This window comes from Agarivorans sp. QJM3NY_33 (assembly GCF_050870865.2).
Classification (GTDB): Bacteria; Pseudomonadota; Gammaproteobacteria; order Enterobacterales; family Celerinatantimonadaceae; genus Agarivorans.
In genome coordinates, this window is sequence record NZ_CP194039.2 from 3491332 (window position 1) to 3509351 (window position 18020).

General features: G+C 44.3%; 10 protein-coding genes. 3 read left to right on the forward strand and 7 right to left on the reverse strand.

The genetic code is table 11. The features are described from left to right. Window positions 1-109 precede the first annotated feature (109 nt). Window positions 110-3286 (reverse strand): diguanylate cyclase, encoded by a 3177-nt coding sequence (locus tag ACRRSY_RS15775; protein WP_432463625.1) that lies wholly within the window; start codon window positions 3284-3286, stop codon window positions 110-112. Window positions 3287-3821: 535 nt separating this feature from the next. On the opposite strand from ACRRSY_RS15775, the gene ACRRSY_RS15780 reads away from it, so the two are divergent. Then, window positions 3822-5762, forward strand: a complete 1941-nt coding sequence (locus ACRRSY_RS15780; protein ID WP_432463626.1) for a TonB-dependent receptor domain-containing protein — start codon at window positions 3822-3824, stop codon at window positions 5760-5762. Window positions 5763-5851: 89 nt separating this feature from the next. After that, window positions 5852-7471, forward strand: coding sequence for an alpha/beta hydrolase (locus ACRRSY_RS15785; RefSeq protein ID WP_432452286.1), 1620 nt, complete (start codon window positions 5852-5854; stop codon window positions 7469-7471). A gap of 119 nt (window positions 7472-7590) precedes the next feature. Here the strand turns inward: ACRRSY_RS15785 and ACRRSY_RS15790 are convergent, their stop codons facing one another. The 6 genes from ACRRSY_RS15790 to ACRRSY_RS15815 form a co-directional block, all read right to left on the reverse strand. Next, window positions 7591-8919 carry an anaerobic C4-dicarboxylate transporter gene (locus tag ACRRSY_RS15790; protein WP_432452285.1) on the reverse strand — a complete coding sequence of 443 codons (1329 nt, stop codon included), beginning with the start codon at window positions 8917-8919 and terminating at the stop codon, window positions 7591-7593. Window positions 8920-9226: 307 nt separating this feature from the next. Beyond that, window positions 9227-10216 (reverse strand): murein tripeptide/oligopeptide ABC transporter ATP binding protein OppF, encoded by a 990-nt coding sequence (gene oppF / locus ACRRSY_RS15795; RefSeq protein WP_432452284.1) that lies wholly within the window; start codon window positions 10214-10216, stop codon window positions 9227-9229. Beyond that, entirely contained in the window at window positions 10209-11192 is a 984-nt protein-coding gene (gene oppD, locus ACRRSY_RS15800) for an oligopeptide ABC transporter ATP-binding protein OppD (protein WP_432452283.1), read from the reverse strand. Before oppD ends, oppF begins: the two co-directional genes overlap by 8 nt. 15 nt (window positions 11193-11207) lie before the next feature. Continuing rightward, a complete protein-coding gene (gene oppC / locus ACRRSY_RS15805; RefSeq protein WP_432452282.1) occupies window positions 11208-12116 on the reverse strand; it encodes an oligopeptide ABC transporter permease OppC in 909 nt (302 codons plus the stop codon). A 9-nt stretch (window positions 12117-12125) separates the two neighbouring features. Continuing rightward, entirely contained in the window at window positions 12126-13046 is a 921-nt protein-coding gene (gene oppB / locus ACRRSY_RS15810; RefSeq protein ID WP_432452281.1) for an oligopeptide ABC transporter permease OppB, read from the reverse strand. A gap of 96 nt (window positions 13047-13142) precedes the next feature. Further along, a complete protein-coding gene (locus tag ACRRSY_RS15815; RefSeq protein WP_432452280.1) occupies window positions 13143-14771 on the reverse strand; it encodes an ABC transporter substrate-binding protein in 1629 nt (542 codons plus the stop codon). A 551-nt stretch (window positions 14772-15322) separates the two neighbouring features. On the opposite strand from ACRRSY_RS15815, the gene adhE reads away from it, so the two are divergent. Continuing rightward, window positions 15323-17983, forward strand: coding sequence for a bifunctional acetaldehyde-CoA/alcohol dehydrogenase (adhE, locus tag ACRRSY_RS15820; RefSeq protein ID WP_432452279.1), 2661 nt, complete (start codon window positions 15323-15325; stop codon window positions 17981-17983). Window positions 17984-18020 lie beyond the last annotated feature (37 nt).

The window sequence follows — 18020 nt, forward strand, 5'->3', positions numbered from 1 at the left end:
CTTATGTTTCATTTATGGTAAATGAAGCGAGCGATAAGCGACCAATATATTGCCAAACTTTGAGTGGCGTTAGTCCGCAATGAAAGCGTTGCTTATCGCCTAGCCGACTTCATCGACTGATCACTTTCACCCGGCCTTTTCCTTCGGCCTTGGCTTTATACAAAGCTTTATCTGCTTGTTTTAACAACCACGCTTCATTTAAGTCCGTATGCACCATACCACCGCAATCGGTAATCCCGATGGAGCAGGTTAAATCAGGTAGATTCTCCACTAACTCAACGCTGTCGGCCCACTCAATTAATTGTGGTTTTAAATAATGGTGTAATTGTAAGTTATCTAATAAACGCTCTGCGCTTATCTTCGCTTGGCTGTGACTCACATTTGGGAATACCACAACAAACTCATCCCCGCCCCAACGCGCAACAATATCACTGGCTCGCATCGTTTGAATCAGTATTTCGGCAAACGCACAAAGTACGCGATCCCCCACATCGTGACCAAGCAAATCATTCACAAATTTAAAATTGTCTAAATCTATATAGGCTAAAGAGCAATAGTAACTGCCAGATTGCTGCGCACAAATGACTAACTCTTGTTCAAGGCGAGCCAATAGGGCTTGACGATTAAACAAGCCCGTTAAAGGATCGGTGGTCGACATTTTTAACAGATTTTCTCGATGCCTTAGCTGCTGTAATTGACTGCCAAGCTGTCGGCTCACCAATTGCAGGGTATCTTGATCCTGACGATCGAAGTAGCGATTACTATTGACGTTACACAAAGTCATTGCCGCATAAAGGTGCCCATCCACAAAAATAGGTAAACACACCAGCGAGTTATAGGTGGCACGCTTGCCATCTTCTCCCTTAGAGAAGAAACTATTTTCGACCCAAATGTTCTGGTGTTCTTTAATCTTATGAAGATATTGCTGTACCTGAGAGTCTGGCAAACTATGACCCTCGGTCCACGCCTGCCACTGGTCAACGTTTAGGTAATGGATCATGCCTCGCTGTACCGTGAAATTACCACAAACTAATTTCAAGCTTTCGTTGGCTAGATCCTGACTATTGTCAAAGCGCTCTGGAAGAGATTGCATTCGACTAATCAATTGCATCTCTCGCAAACGCTGTTGCACTTGGCGTAACTGCATCCCTTGCTTCGCATTTCGCACCAAGTCTTCGAGATAAAGCTGTACCGGTAATAAACGGACCGCTTTAATCTGTCGAGAATAAAAGACGTTTCGCTGACTGATAACTTGCTGAATATCGATAAAAATTTGGGAAAAATGAGGTAAGTCTAATAACTCACACATCGCTAAGCTTTGGCTTAATAGCCGTTCACAGCCTAGCCAATCCCCCTGACGACTATACACTTCTAGCAATTCACAGCTACATTGCGGCAATAAACGAGTATCCATATCCACTACGTCCCCCAAAATGGCGGGGGCAGCTTCAAATACTTGCCGAGCTTCATCTAAGCGCTCATCTGCCACATATAAAGCGCCTTGTAGCAAGCTCATTAAAAACTCACCCGTGCTAGAGGGTTTAAACGGTAGCCCCTGCATCCGCTCTAGACATTGCTGAGCTCTTGCTAACTCACCTAACTTCGCATGACAAAAACCTTTCAGACTAAATACATCATAGAGGTTACGAAATGGGAAGTGAGTCATTTGCCTAATCCGACACACCCGAACCAACTGCTCAAGCACGTCACTGGCTTGCTGATAATCTCGAGTACAAAAATACAACCAAGCAAAATTGTAAAGAGTTGCCACCAGCTCTGAATAATCGCCACTATGGCGAATAATATTATAGGCGGCCAAATACTGTTGTTGCGCTTCGGGATACTTCTCAAGCAAGGTGTTAAAATAACCAGTCCCATTATACATTCGCACCCGTTCACTGGCCTCCCCCAATGCTTCCCGGATCCGAGAGCTAATCGCAAAACATCGAAAAGTCGCATGATAACGGCCCACATAGGAATAGATGATCCCCTTACTATGATAACTGGCGGCGATACCTTGATGATGGCCAATTTTACGCGCTAAATTAACCGCTTTCTGAGTAAACTCCAGTGCCAGCGTTGCCTCCAGCTCCTCATAAAAACGTAAATAGGTATAGTAATTACGTAGAGCATATAATCGGGAGCAGTTCATCTGATAACGATGCAATGTTTTATCAAGCAGCTCAAACTGCTTTAGCTGTACAGGTGTCGAAGACTTATCATGGGCGTAATAATTCACAAACCAAGATTGAGCCAATAGCCGCCCATGACCCGCCTGCTCTGCGACTTCGATAGCGGCTTCTGAATACTGCATTGCCTCTTCAAAACGCTGCTGTTGGACTAAACTTAGGCTCAGTAAGTTAAGCTGCTTTACCCTATCATCCGTGCGACAGGGAGACGCTTCAGAAACCGATACTAACTCTAATTCCGTCACCGCCTCATTCAATTCTCCCTGATAAAGTAAGGCTTCAGCAAGTTGTAACTGTAACTGTTCAACAGCCGGGCTTGCTACGTCCCCCGCATCGAGCAACACCCTTGCAGCAGCTTCAGCTTCTGGCCACGCCATACTCTGGATATTCTCTGCCACTAATTGCATCGAGACTTCACCCTGTTCCCGATAGTGCCAAATCGGCTTTAATAAGGCTTGACTCGGAGGAACCCGATACAACAAAGTCATATCATCCAACCAATCAAGAAAACCTTCCCATGCTTCGTCATCTTGGCGATGACTAAGTGCATACTGGGTATCCACCTCTATCATCACCATAATTGGATTTTTCAGTTGATGATTGACTAAGCCGATTAAAGTTTGAATCGCGGAAGCAGAAGCGAAATGCCAACCCGTCATCACCAAAATACAAGGTTCATCCAACAGCAATTCGACTAAACGTAAAATAGCCTGCTGTAAAGCTCGCTGCTCAAAATACAAATCATCCATTAACAATAATTCAGTTCGAGGATGAATCTTTCCGGTTAATAGCCCACTTAAGCACTGCTGTAAGGGAACAAAATCAGTTGCAAGCTTCACTAAGTCTGCCACTGAATAATTAGATTGTGGTAACTGATGCATAAACAAGGCAAACAAGGCTCGGTAAGGAGAGTAAATACTTTGCTGATTCAGGCTAATCAGTTTCAACGATAATTGGTGTTGCTCGGCAAATGCAGAAGCACAACGAGCAAGACTCTCTGCGTCGCTACTTTGATAAAAACTAAAACTCGCTTGACGGCACTGGGCTCTCTTCCATTCGGTCTCGATACGTTGTGAAAAATGATCGACTCGGGGCATGTTGTTTAATCGCCTCCTCAGGCTATTCAAGGTTGAAGATGATGATCCCTTCTGCTTGCATGTTTATCCACGGAAGTTTCGGTGCAGTGCGTGATATCTCAAGAACAAGCAATTCAACCAAACTTTACACTCAAAACGGCTTAAGCAATACCGCTGAGGTTAAGCTCAACTTCTATATTCTTTCGAACAAAATGAACCACGAAACATGAAGCGACCCTAGTCTTCTTCACATTTCATTCTCATGCGAATTGTAAAGTAATGACTAAAATAACTATATTGTCAGCGTCACATAAACTCGTTCAGCCGATTTATTTAAACGGTACGATTAAATAAATCTGGCGAAAATGATCTAAAAACTCCTTTTTTAAGATCCACTACAAATATCAAATAAAAATCATTCTTATTTGCATTCAATGTTGATACTATTACAAACACTGAGTAATAGTCTGATTTCATGAATGAATTTTTCAATTGGATGACCTTCCCAAAATCAGCAACAAATTTTAAAACTAAACTTTATGCTACAAGGAGCGTTATGAATAACTCACTTCCCCCGATCCTCTCCCTCACTCAAAGTAAACTGGCATTGCTGGTCGCTGCTGTCTTACTCAATTCTCACAGCAGCATCGCGGCTGATGCCCCGCTTGATAACCCGGTGATGGTGGTGACCGCTTCGTCAACCGAACATACAGTACAAACTGCCCCCGCGTTCACCACCGTAATTACCGCTGAAGATATTAAAGCTTCACCGGTTAACGGTTTACCCGATATCTTGGAAAAATACGCAGGCATTATCAATAACAGCGATAGCAGTGGCCGCAATGCCATTTACATTCGGGGAATGGATCAAGGTTACACCCTTATTTTGGTCAATGGTAAGCGGGTATCCTCTTCTGCTTCACTATGGCGAGGCGGTGATTTTGATTACAGCTCAATCCCCTTAGATGCGATTGCTCAAGTAGAAATTGTTCGTGGCCCGATGTCTGCCCTATATGGCTCCGATGCCATTGGAGGCGTGATCAATATCATCACCAAGGCACCAGGTAAAGTTTGGGGAGGAAGCATTCGTCAAGATAATGTTGTGATGACATCCGGTGACGAGGGCGCTCAGAGCCGAACCAACCTGTACGCTTCAGGACAGCTCAATGATCGGCTCAGCTTATCAATTGCTGGTGAAATCTACGACCGAGATGCTTGGTACTTAGATGAAAATATGGGAACAGAAGCGCCCGCCCTAGAAGCCAAAAATAGCCAAAATATTTACACCACTTTGTATTGGGATATCAATAACCAACAACAAGCAGAATTTGATTTCAACTATAACCATGATGAGCGGCCCTATTCAAGCTATGGCGATATTAGCTCGCTTCGTGCTCAGGTGATTGATCGCATGACCTTTGGCGCAACACACCGCGGGCAATGGGCCTGGGGTAGTTCAACGCTCTACGCAAATTATGAAACCAGTACCATCGATGATTACAACAATCGCTACGACGCCCCGCAACAACGCCAAGTCAAAGAAAATAACTTGCTCATTAACGGCTCTATAAATACCGAGCTCGGCTTCAACAACATCACTGCCGGTGGAGAGTTACAACAGCAGCAGATCAAAGATCCAGTTGGTTACCAACCCAGCGGAGAAGCCAATACCACCATGTATGCAGTCTACCTGCAAGATGAGCTGAGCTTAGGTGATAAATTAACCCTAACTTTGGGCGGACGCTACGATGATCATGAAGTATTTGGTGGTCATTTTACACCTCGTTCCTACCTGGTTTATCAAGCAAGCAATGCCTTAACTCTAAAAGGTGGGGTAAGCAAGGCCTACAAAGCACCACAAACCTATCAAACCAATCCTGAATATCAGATTATTAGCTGTGGTGGTGGTTGTTCAATCTCAGGAGATCCTGACTTAGCAGCCGAAACCAGTGTCAACTATGAATTAGGTTTTGAGTATCTTCAAGCGTCTTGGGATGTCAGCGTGGCACTTTATCGCAGCGAAGTTGAAAACTTAATTGAAGCACAATATGCGGTCATCAATGGTACGCCAAGCAGATGGTGGGACAACGTTGGCGAAGCAACACTACAAGGTGTCGAACTGTCGGGTGCGGTAGATATCACCCAAGATATTAGTTTATTGGGTAACTACACTTATCTAGATGCTGAAGACAACGCAGGCAACCCATTAAGTAATCGCCCTGAACATGTGGCCAATGCCAATCTAAACTGGTGGGTGAGCGAACGACTCAATAGCATCGTTTCAGCGGTATACACCGGCAAACAATATAATTCGGGCTCCGAGCTGCCCGCTTACACCACCGTGGATTTAGGCCTTGCCTTCCAGGCAACCACTGCGCTAAACCTTAAAGCTGGTGTTAAAAATCTGTTTGATCTTCGTTTAGACGAAAAATCGCAAGACTTTAGCGGTCATGAGTTAGGGCGAAATGTCTACTTAAGTGCTAATTACGACTTCTAAATTAACGCACTTTTAGCCATACCAAAGTCAGTCAAAGGCTTCCTGAAAGCCTTGCTGGCTTTGGTATTCCTTGTCAATTTGGAGCCTTTATGCCTCTTTCTCGAAAAAAAACATCCCGAAAACTCGTGAAACAATTGCCCAGCTTATGTTGCTTATTAAGCTTAAAACTCGCCGCGGCCCCCCTTCCCATCGAGCAAACGATTTCCTTAGATGCACATCAATCCCATTCTTGGTCCATCGCACTTCAGTCTGGGGATTATCTCAGCGGTAAGTTTTCGGCCACCAATAAACTCGAACAAGCCACCCTAGATGACCCAAATGGCAAGCGGATAAAGCAATTATTACTCAGCCCGAGTCAAGGACAAAGTCTTCACTTAGTCGCCCAGCAAAGTGGCAATTATCAGTTAACACTCACCAATGCCGCAGTCCCGAATCAGCTGACCCTAAAATTACGTAAACCTGCTTTAGCGATGCAAACCGCTCAAACCACACTCGCCAGCCAAACCCTGCAAGAGCTGATCGCTCAATATGTCAAAGCGGGCAATACCGAATTATTTTGGCAACAGATATCGCACATCGGCAGCCCACTCATCGAAGCCATTGCGCCCCATCGCATCGATGAGCCAAAGGGCAGTTCCTTAGTCACCTTCCTCTGGCGAGGTGCCAAACACAATGTCAAACTGCTCGGCGGACCCGGTCACGAACATCACACCTTCAAGCAAATTGAGGATAGCGACATTTGGTATTTAAGTCTAAGCTTGCCCAACAACAGTCTATTTTCCTATCAAATTGCCCCCGATGTCCCAACCCTTGCTGAAAGTGGCCGAGCACAACGCGTTGCGATTTTAAGTACTGCGCAACGGGACCCCTTCAATCCGAACACTTGGCATTTTTCTGAACGACAAGATAAATATACCAGTAAATCGATATTACGCCTGGCTGCGGCCCCCGCAGAGCCTTGGCTAACACCCGTAGCAACACATCAGGGAACGCTAAGCCAAAGCCAAATAAGCAGCAAAATATTAAACAATAGCCGCGATGTTTATCTATATCGCAGTGCCAATCCCGCTGCTGATTCTAGCCTGCCCTTAGTTATCTTTTTCGATGCCGAGAGTTATCTTCAGCAAGCGCAAACGCCACAACTGCTGGATAACTTAGTCAATGCTAAAAAAATACCGGCGCTGAACGCAGTATTTATCAGTAACCCCAGCGCCCAAAGCCGCGCAACAGAATTAGCCTGCAACCCTCAGTTTTCATCTTTTTTAGCAAAAGAATTACTGCCATGGCTCGCGCAGCAAAACATTACGGCACCTGCAAAACAAACCATTTTAGCAGGTTCTAGCTATGGAGGTTTAACAGCAGCATGCACAGCAACCCTATATCCCGAGTTATTTGGCGGCGTTCTAAGCTTGTCCGGTTCATTTTGGTGGGGGCCAAAGATGGACCCGAGTCGCCAGCATCAACCTGAATGGCTCACTCAACAGCTTGCGCTCAAACCAACCAGCACAGTACGCTGGTATCTTAGTGCTGGCTTGTTTGAAGAAACATGGATATTGCCCCCAAACCGACGTTTAAAAAGCCTGTTAGATGCCAAAGGGTATCAAAGTCAGCTCAGTGAAATAGCTGGCGGTCATGACATGTTGGCTTGGCGAACCCAATTACCGGAAGGACTTATATATTTACTCGACCCGCAACAGCCGCAACGCTAAAAGCGGTATCGTTTGCTTTATCGGGCGACTCATCCCCCAAATAATAGGGAGGCTTAAAGCCTCCCTATTATTTTTGGCTTGAACAAGGGTCACTCAAGATGAGCCCCCCAATCAAACCGCTAACCAATAATAATTTGTCCCAGTACGTATCCCAAGCAGCTCGCACCAATCACGCCAATTAAGCCAACCGACATAAACGAGTGATTGAAATACCACTTGCCAATCTTAGTGGTTCCAGACGTATCAAAATTAACCGTTGCAATATCGGATGGATAATTTGGAATAAAGAAATAACCATATACCGCAGGCATTAAACCAATCAGTAATGCCGGTTCTAAGCCCAGACCCAAGCCAACTGGTAACATCATCCGCGCGGTAGCAGCTTGAGAATTCACCACCACAGACACAATAAAGAGCGCCAATGCAAAGGTCCATGGATAATTAGTCACCATCTCCACAATACCACTTCTAAATTGGGGCATGGCGTATTGGAAATAGGTATCCGACATCCAGGCAATCCCAAAAATAGCAATGGCTGCAACCATGCCCGATTTAAATACCACACCATTAGGAACATCACGTGGGTCAGTCTTGGTTGCGAGTAGAATCACCCCACCAAAAGCCAACATCATCATTTGAATAATCACCGACATTTTAATCGGCTTATCACCATCAACGATGGTGCGGATCTCTGGCACCATGGCGATAATCACAATCGTTACAATCGCAGCTAGAAATAACAGAACGGCATTTCTGGCTTTGCTCGGTAAGACCTCATCTAAAGAAGTCGCTGTGGTATTGAGTATTTTTTCACGCCATACCGGATCCTTTAAGCGCGCTTGGTATTCTTCATCCTGATCTAATTCTTTACCGCGTTTTAAGCTATATAAAGACATCAATAGTGTGCCAAACAAGGTTGCCGGTACGGTCACCATCAAGATAGATAGCAACGTAATATCGGCCCGAAGATCAGCTAGCTGAGCCAAATAATAAACCACTGCAGCAGAAATCGGCGATGCGGTAATCGCGATTTGCGAAGCCACCGATGAAGCCGCCATAGGTCGTTCAGGCCGGATCCCATTTTTTAAAGCCACATCACCAATAATCGGCATGATGGAATACACTGCGTGACCCGTGCCTAAAAGAAAAGTCATCGTATAAGTCACAAAAGGGGCAATAAGAGTCACCCGTTTAGGGTTCTTTCTTAACAATTTCTCGGCCACCTGCAACATATACTTTAAGCCGCCGGCAGCTTCCAAAATTGAAGCGCAGGTCACCACCGCCAAGATGATTAACATCACGGTGACTGGCGGTGAGGTTGGTGGCATCTTGAAGAAGAAGACTTCAATCGCCAAACCAATCCCCGAGACAACCCCTAATCCAATCCCACCGTAACGAGAGCCGGTATAGAGCATGAGCAACAGAAATAGAAACTCAAAATACAGCATCAATAGATCCCTTAAAATGATAGCGTTAGCGCTATTTTCCACTGAGTGTCGATGTGGTTATGCCAAATACTTCACACTCTACTAACACAAAATAAGCAGTGACAAATAGTCAGAGTCAGCTCACGCCACACGCCTAAAAAGTAAATAAACTAAACCTAAAATGTAAGTAGCAAGTTAGCTAAGTTGAACAGCTAAGTTAAATTAATAGCTTGCGCCACTCCCCTATTGAAGAGACAGCTTATGAGGGACCTTATCCAATAAAAAAGCTAGGCTTATTAGCCTAGCTTTTGATACCAACCAAGGCGTTTTACACGCTGGTATGAAGACAACTGACCGAGTGCTGGTCATTGCCAAGCAACTGCGGTTTAGTTTTCGCACACTGTTCCGTCGCAATAGGACAGCGAGTGCGGAAAACACAGCCCGAAGGAGGATGAATTGGCGAAGGTAGATCGCCTTCCAATAGTTGAATTGTTTTACTACGCTCCAACTTCGGATCCGGGATTGGTACTGCTGACATCAGGGCTTTGGTATAAGGATGACTCGGCTTATTAAACAAGGCATCGGAGGTGCCTAGTTCAACCGAATTACCTAAATACATTACCAAAACGCGGTCAGAAATATGTTTAACCACTGATAAGTCATGGGCAATAAAAATAAGGCTCAAGCCCATTTCCGCTTGTAACTCTTTCAGCAAGTTAACCACTTGCGCTTGAATAGAAACGTCCAGCGCCGACACTGGCTCATCACAAATAATCATCTTTGGTTCGAGGATCAGCGCGCGCGCAATTCCAATTCGTTGACATTGTCCGCCAGAAAATTCATGTGGATAACGGTTAATCACGTTAGGCAACAAGCCGACCTTCATCATCATTTTTTGAACCCGCTGCTTGACTTCTTGCTTGTTCAATTTGGGATAAAAGGTTTCTAATGGCTCGGCGATGATGTCGCCAATCGTCATCCGCGGGTTAAGCGAGGCCAATGGATCTTGGAAGATCATCTGAATTTCTTTGCGTTTCTCACGCAGCTCTTTATGTGGCAAGCGAGTTAAATCCTGGCCTAACCACACCACTTTGCCTGCTTCGGCCGGAACCAAACCAATCACCGCTCGAGCAAAAGTCGATTTACCACAGCCCGATTCTCCAACCACCCCTAAGGTTTCACCCTGATAGAGTTTTAATGACACACCATCAACCGCTTTCAAGGCAGCTGCGGGAGTCCAAGGCAATGCTTTTGCATCTTTAATGCGGAAGTATACTTTCAAGTCTACGACATCAAGCAACAAGTTTTTTTCACTCATGCGATTGTCCTCCCGATAAATGAAAATCGTTATGACAAGCACGCTGACGTTGTCCACCAAAATGAGTCAGGATCGGACTTTCATCTAAACAGCGTTGACTAACACGATGACAACGCTCTTGGAAAGGACAACCTTGCGGTAAGCGAAGTAAGTTAGGCGGATTCCCAGGAATGGTCGGTAAAATTTCGCCCTCTGTATCTAAACGAGGGATCGCTTTTAGCAGACCTTCGGTATAAGGGTGGCTTGGGCGATAAAATACTTCTTCTGCAGTGCCATATTCCATGGTACGACCGGCATACATCACCAGTACTTTCTCGCATAGGCCAGCCACAACCCCTAAATCATGGGTAATCATAATAATGGCGGTATTAAATTCACTTTTCAGCTCATTCAGTAAGGTCATGATTTGCGCCTGCACTGTCACATCTAAGGCGGTGGTAGGTTCATCGGCAATCAATAACTGTGGTCGACAAAGTAGTGCCATTGCAATCATCACCCGTTGACGCATCCCACCAGAAAACTCATGGGGATACATCGCCATACGCTTTTCAGCCTCGGGCATTTTAACCGCATCTAACATTCTCAGCGCTTCAACATGCGCTTCTTTATTATTCATCCCTTTATGCAGGCGTAATACTTCTTTAAGCTGCTCCCCCACCTTCATGTAAGGATTAAGAGAAGTCATCGGATCTTGGAAAATCATCGCGATTTTCTCTGCCCGGATGGCATTCAGCTTTTTCTCTGGCAAGTTCAAAATTTGCTGGCCATTAAATAGCGCTTCACCAGTAATGATGCCATTTTTCGCCAACAACCCCATTAAAGCAAAAGCGGTTTGGCTTTTACCCGAGCCTGACTCACCGACAATCCCTAAGGTCTGCCCTGCTTCCAGTGAAAAGGTTAAATCGTTCACCGCGGTTACACTGCCTTCTGGAGTTGAGAACTCCACCCGAAGGTCTTTCACATCTAATAAACTCATTGTTCTACCCTTGCCTTAACGATCTTTAGGATCTAAGGCATCACGTAAACCGTCGCCTACATAGTTAAAACTAAATAAAGTCACTACCATGAATCCAGCTGGATAAAGCAGCTGCCAAATAGCGATTTCCATGGTTTGTGAACCATCTTGTAATAAGGCGCCCCAAGAAGTCATCGGCTCTTGTACCCCTAAACCAAGGAAGCTTAAAAATGACTCGGTTAAAATCATCTGTGGTACCAATAAAGTGGCGTAAACCGCAACGATACCCAATACATTAGGAACAATGTGGCGAGTAATAATTTTCCACTTAGAGACACCGCAAACTTCAGCAGCTTCGATAAACTCTTTATTTTTTAAACTCAGCGTCTGACCTCGAACAATCCGCGCCATGTCTAACCATGACACCGCACCGATCGCCACAAATACTAAGAAAATATTGCGGCCAAAAAAGGTCACCAGTAAAATCACAAAAAACATGAAGGGGATGCCATAAAGAATTTCCAGCAACCGCATCATGACTCGGTCAACCGTGCCGCCCAAAAAGCCGGAGGTTGCACCATATAAAGTGCCAATTAACACCGCAACAAAAGCGCCCATCACCCCGACTAACAGCGATATTTGCCCCCCAAGTAAAGTCCGAACAAACATGTCTCGACCCAAGGCATCGGTGCCAAAGTAATGGCCGCTTTCAATCGAAGGTCCTTGGTGCATCGCCCCCCAGTCGGTGTCATCAAACACAAAGTCACTGAGGTGAGAGCCAAAAATAACCAATAAGGTAATTACAACTAATATGGTTAAACTAACCATCGCAGCGCGGTTGCGCATAAAGCGTATCCGGGCATCTTGCCATAGGCTACGACCTTCAATTTCCAAATTTTGAGCAAACTCGCTAATTGCGTCGCTATTTTGTTTATTGTCTAACATAACAGCCTCTTAGTAGCGAATTTTAGGATCGATAAAGGCATACAGGATGTCTACGATCGCATTAAATAAAATGGTAAAAGTACCAATCATAATGGTTAAGCCTAATACCAAAGAGTAATCACGATTCAGTGCACCATTTACAAACAACTTGCCAAAACCAGGCAAACCAAAAATGGTCTCAATCACCACCGATCCGGTGATAATTCCCACAAAAGCGGGCCCCATGAAAGAGACCACAGGCAGCAAAGCGGGGCGCAGCGCATGCCGTAATACGATATAACGAAATGGTAAACCCTTCGCTTTGGCGGTACGAATAAAGTTAGAGCTCAAGACTTCAATCATGCTACCGCGCATAATTCGGGCAAAAGATGCCACATACAACAACGACATCCCCAACATTGGTAAAATGATGTACTGGATCGCCCCTCCATTCCAGCCCCCTGCAGGTAACCACTGTAATTTAATTGCAAAGATATAAACTAGGGTTGGCGCAAGCACAAATGAAGGCATCACCACCCCCGCCATTGCGGTGGACATGATACTAAAATCCATCCAGGTATTCTGTTTGAGAGCAGCCAGTGTGCCAACCGACACGCCCATCAACACCGTAAAAACAAAGGCGATGGAACCAATCTTGGCAGAGACAGGCAAAGCTTGTGCAACCAGCTCATTCACTGAGTAATCTTTGTATTTGAATGATGGGCCAAGATCGCCTTGAACTAAATTACCGAGGTAAGTCAAATATTGCTCTAACACCGGTTTATCTAAACCGTACTTCGCCTCAATATTGGCTAAGACTTCAGGCGGGAGTGAGCGCTCACCAGAGAAAGGACTTCCTGGAGCAAAACGCATCATGAAAAAGGTAACGGTGATCAATACCAACAAAGTTGGTATTGATTCTAATATTCTTTTAAAGATGAACTTAATCATACTATTTCCAACTATTAAACTCTGTTGTCGCGACTAAGTTCTAGCCACAACAAAATAAGGCACCTTAAGAAAAGGTGCCTTATTATTAATCATCAATTACTGAGCAATGATGTATAGGTCTTTGCTGTACACTTTGTCTTCTGCGTTGTTCATCGGGTAACCACCAACAGTCGGTTTAACCAAACGCGCATTCACGTAGTGATAGATAGGAGCTAAAGGCATATCTTTTGCCAATTGCGCTTCAGCTTGACGGTAGTTGTCACTCCGTACGGCAGGATCAACCGCTACCATTGCCGCATTCATGAAACCATCATAGGCAGGACTATTATAAAACTGGTCGTTATTACCATTGTTACTTTGCATCAACGACAAGAAAGTAGACGCTTCATTGTAATCACCACACCAACCCGCACGAGTCACGTCGTAATTACCGTTGCGACGGTTATCCAAGAAAGTTTTCCACTCTTGGTTTTCTAAGTTAACTTTTACTCCGAGGGTTTTCTTCCACATCGACGCGACTGCAATTGCAATCTTCTTATGGTTATCACTGGTGTTATATAACAAGCTAAACTCTAAAGGTTTGTCTTTGGTGTAACCCACTTCTTCCAACAAGGCTTTAGCTTTCGCATTGCGCTCTTTTTGAGTCCAGGTTGCATATTCTGGTTTGTCGAAATGTAGGCCAGCGACTTTCTGGTGGGCGAAATTGTAAGCGGGCAGTTCACCCTTACCGACGATATATTTTGCAACCGCGTCCCGGTCAATGGCGTAAGACAACGCTTTACGAACACGAACATCATCAAATGGTGCTTTCTTGTTATTAAAACCATAGTAGTAAGAACAGAGGTAAGGCGTCACCTTCAAGGATTCAGGTTGTTCTTTTTGCATCCGTTTAAAGTGTTCGTTAGCCATCTCGTAAGTCATGTCGATTTCACCCGCTAAGAAACGGTTCATATCGGTTACTTGGCTTTCGATAGGTAAATAAGTCACTTTGTTAATCACGGTATGCGCGTTGTCCCAGTAATTTTCATTACGGACCATCACGATTTTTTCGTTCACCACCCACTCAGATACTTTGTAAGCCCCATTACCAACGAAGTTCGCAGGTAGTGTCCATTTATCCCCGTATTTTTCAACAGTCGCTTGATGGACTGGCTTCATGGTGGTGTGTGAGGTCATTGCCACAAAATAAGGCAATGCTTCCGTCAGCTGGATCTGTAAAGTGTAATCATCAAGTGCTTTTACTCCTAACTCAGAAGCCGGTTTTTTACCGTCAATGATGTCTGCAGCGTTAACCATAGTGGTCATTTCTAAAAACCACGAATAAGGTGCAGCTGTTTTAGGATCAACTGCACGTTTGAAGCTATATTCAAAATCGTGAGCTGTCACTGGGTCACCATTTGACCACTTAGCATTGTGACGCAAATGAAACACAAATGTTTTGTTGTCTTTTGTTTCCCATGACTCCGCTGCACCTGGCACCAGATTACCCTGACCATCTTGGTTAACTAAACCTTCTAAAAGCTCACGGATCACATTCGATTCAGGGACGCCTTCGGTTTTGTGGGGGTCAAGAGACGCTGGTTCTGAACCATTGCCACGTACTAACTCTTGTACAGGTGCCAATTTTACACCAGCAGGAACATTGGCAGCATAAGTAGTCATGGCGAATGAGCCGAATATGGCCGCGCCAATTAAGCTACCAATAAGGGTTTTAGCAGTTTTCATTTTAATCTCCATCTCCACACGGTGAGCTACAATGAGCCTAACCATGTAATTTCCATTCACTTTTCATGAATATTAAATCAGTATAATGTTCTGAAAAAACGTACAATCACGCAAGATGCTACACCCGAAGAAACAAAACAACAAATAATAAGTTGATTTTTGTGATTGGCTCAAACTAACTATTTACATAATATGTATGAATTAGTTTATCGCTCCAAGCCTAAGAATTAAGGTGGTACCGAATCAATTCAACATGAAAGCATAACTGAAAGACAAACAGAACAAATGAGATGAAAACAGTAAATAAATTACATTATTTGTATTAAATAATACAAATAGGCCACTATATAGGTAAATAAAACGTTATTTATTTACATTTGTAACTTAGTAACACATGATCTGGATCAAGCTAAAGCAACGAATGGCTATTATAATCGCTGGTGAAAGTTAATTACTAAACCACTCAAGCGTCTATTTAGGGTCTATAATGTGGCAGTTTATTTGACCATTTCGGTTTACTAATTAATTTTAGTTTAAATGAGGAGAACAGGATGCCTGTAGGTAATATAGATGAGTTAAACGCAATGGTTGCTCGAGTGAAGGCAGCGCAAGCTATTTTCGCAACATACAGCCAAGAGCAAGTGGATAAAATTTTCCGCGCCGCGTCACTCGCAGCTTCTACAGCCCGTATTGAACTCGCTCGCATGGCCGCTGAAGAGTCTGGCATGGGCATTATGGAAGACAAAGTGATTAAAAACCACTTCGCTTCTGAGTTCATCTACAACAAATATAAAGATACTTTAACTTGTGGTGTCATTGAACGTAATGAAGAAGGTGGTACCATTACCATCGCTGAACCAGTAGGGATCGTTTGTGCTATCGTACCGACTACCAACCCAACCTCTACGGCAATCTTCAAAGCTTTAATCAGCTTGAAAACCCGCAACGGTTGTATTTTCTCTCCACACCCTCGCGCTAAAAACTCAACCAACTTTGCCGCACAGCTGGTACTAGATGCAGCAATTAAAGCTGGTGCACCTAAGGATATCATTGGCTGGATTGATCAACCTTCTGTTGAATTGTCTAACGCACTAATGAAGCACGATGACATCTCTTTAATTCTTGCTACTGGTGGTCCAGGCATGGTTAAAGCAGCTTACTCTTCAGGTAAGCCAGCAATCGGTGTTGGCGCGGGTAATACACCGGTAGTGATCGATGAAACAGCTGACGTGAAGCGTGCTGTTTCTTCAATTCTGATGTCTAAAACCTTTGATAACGGCGTAATCTGTGCCTCTGAGCAAGCAGCAATCATCGTTGAATCAAAGTACGACGAAGTATTGGCGCGGTTCGCTAAATATGGCGCAGCAGTACTGAGCAAGTCAGACGCAGACAAAGTCCGTAAAGTACTAATGATTAACGGCGCTCTTAACGCAAAAATTGTTGGTCAACCTGCTTATAAAATTGCTGAATTAGCCGGTGTAACCGTACCTAAGTCAACTAAAATTCTAATCGGCGAAGGCTTAGAAGCTTCTTTCGATGATGAGTTCGCCCACGAGAAACTATCTCCGACTTTAGGTGTGTTCAAAGCGAAAGACTTTGAAGATGCGGTTCGCCAAGCGGGTATCGTGTTAGATATTGGCGGTGTAGGCCATACTTCTGTTCTTTATACCGACCAAGATGCAAATGCCGAGCGTATTGCTTACTTTGGCGACAAAATGAAGACGGCACGTATTTTAATTAATACCCCTTCTTCACACGGTGGTATTGGTGACCTTTACAACTTTGAACTTGCACCTTCATTGACTCTTGGTTGTGGTTCATGGGGTGGTAACGCGATTTCTGAAAACGTGGGTCCAAAACACCTAATTAATAAGAAAATTGTTGCTAAGCGAGCTGAGAATATGTTGTGGCATAAACTTCCTAAATCAATCTACTTCCGCCGCGGTTCATTACCTGTTGCCATGGACGATTTAGATGGCAAAAAACGCGCAATGATCGTGACTGACAAATTCTTGTTCAACCACGGTTACATCGACGATCTACGCTCAATCCTTAAAGAAAAAGGTATGGAAGTAGAAATATTCCATGACGTAGAAGCAGATCCAACATTAACCATCGTGAAAAAAGGTGCTCAAGCCTGTCACAGCTATCAACCAGATGTAATCTTAGCGGTTGGTGGTGGTTCACCAATGGATGCTGCGAAAATCATGTGGGTAATGTACGAGCACCCAGAAACTGATTTCGAAGATCTATCAATGCGCTTTATGGACATCCGTAAACGTATTTATAAGTTCCCTAAAATGGGGTCAAAAGCTGAACTTGTCTGTATCACTACAACTTCAGGTACTGGTTCAGAAGTCACACCTTTCGCAGTGGTAACCGACGATGCAACGGGTCAAAAATATCCATTAGCTGATTACGAGTTAACACCGAACATGGCTGTAATCGATGCTAACTTAGTGATGGATATGCCTAAGTCACTCTGTGCCTTTGGTGGTTACGATGCGGTAACGCACGCCATGGAAGCTTATGTTTCTGTTTTAGCGAACGAATACTCAGACGGTCAAGCTCTGCAAGCACTTAAGATGCTGAAAGAATACCTACCAAGCTCTTACAAAAATGGTAAGTCTGACCCTATCGCTCGTGAAAAAGTACACAATGCTGCAACCATCGCTGGTATCGCGTTTGCGAACTCTTTCCTAGGTGTGTGTCACTCAATGGCTCACAAATTGGGTGCAGAATTCCACGTACCGCACGGTTTGGCAAATGCTTTGTTGCTTACCAATACCATTCGTTACAATGCAACCAATACACCAACCAAACAAACCGCATTTTCACAATACGACCGTCCGAAAGCACGGGCTCGTTATGCTGAAGTTGCTGAGCACTTGGGCTTCCGCGAAGGGAATACTGAAGACAAGCTTAATGCATTGTTAACTTGGTTAGACGAACTTAAAGTTGAAATCAATATCCCATTATCAATTCAAGCTGCGGGTGTTCCTGAAGCAGAGTTCCTTGCTAAAGTTGACGAGTTAGCGGTTGACGCGTTTGATGACCAATGTACTGGTGCAAACCCACGTTACCCATTAATCGCTGAATTAAAACAAGTGCTACTTGATTCGTACTACGGTCGTCCTTACGTAGAAACCGAAGAACGTGAAGCAGCTGAAAAAAAAGCGCCCGCTAAAAAAGCAAGCAAAGCAAAAGCTTAATTTTATTAAGTTAATTTCAAAGTGATCATAAAGCCCC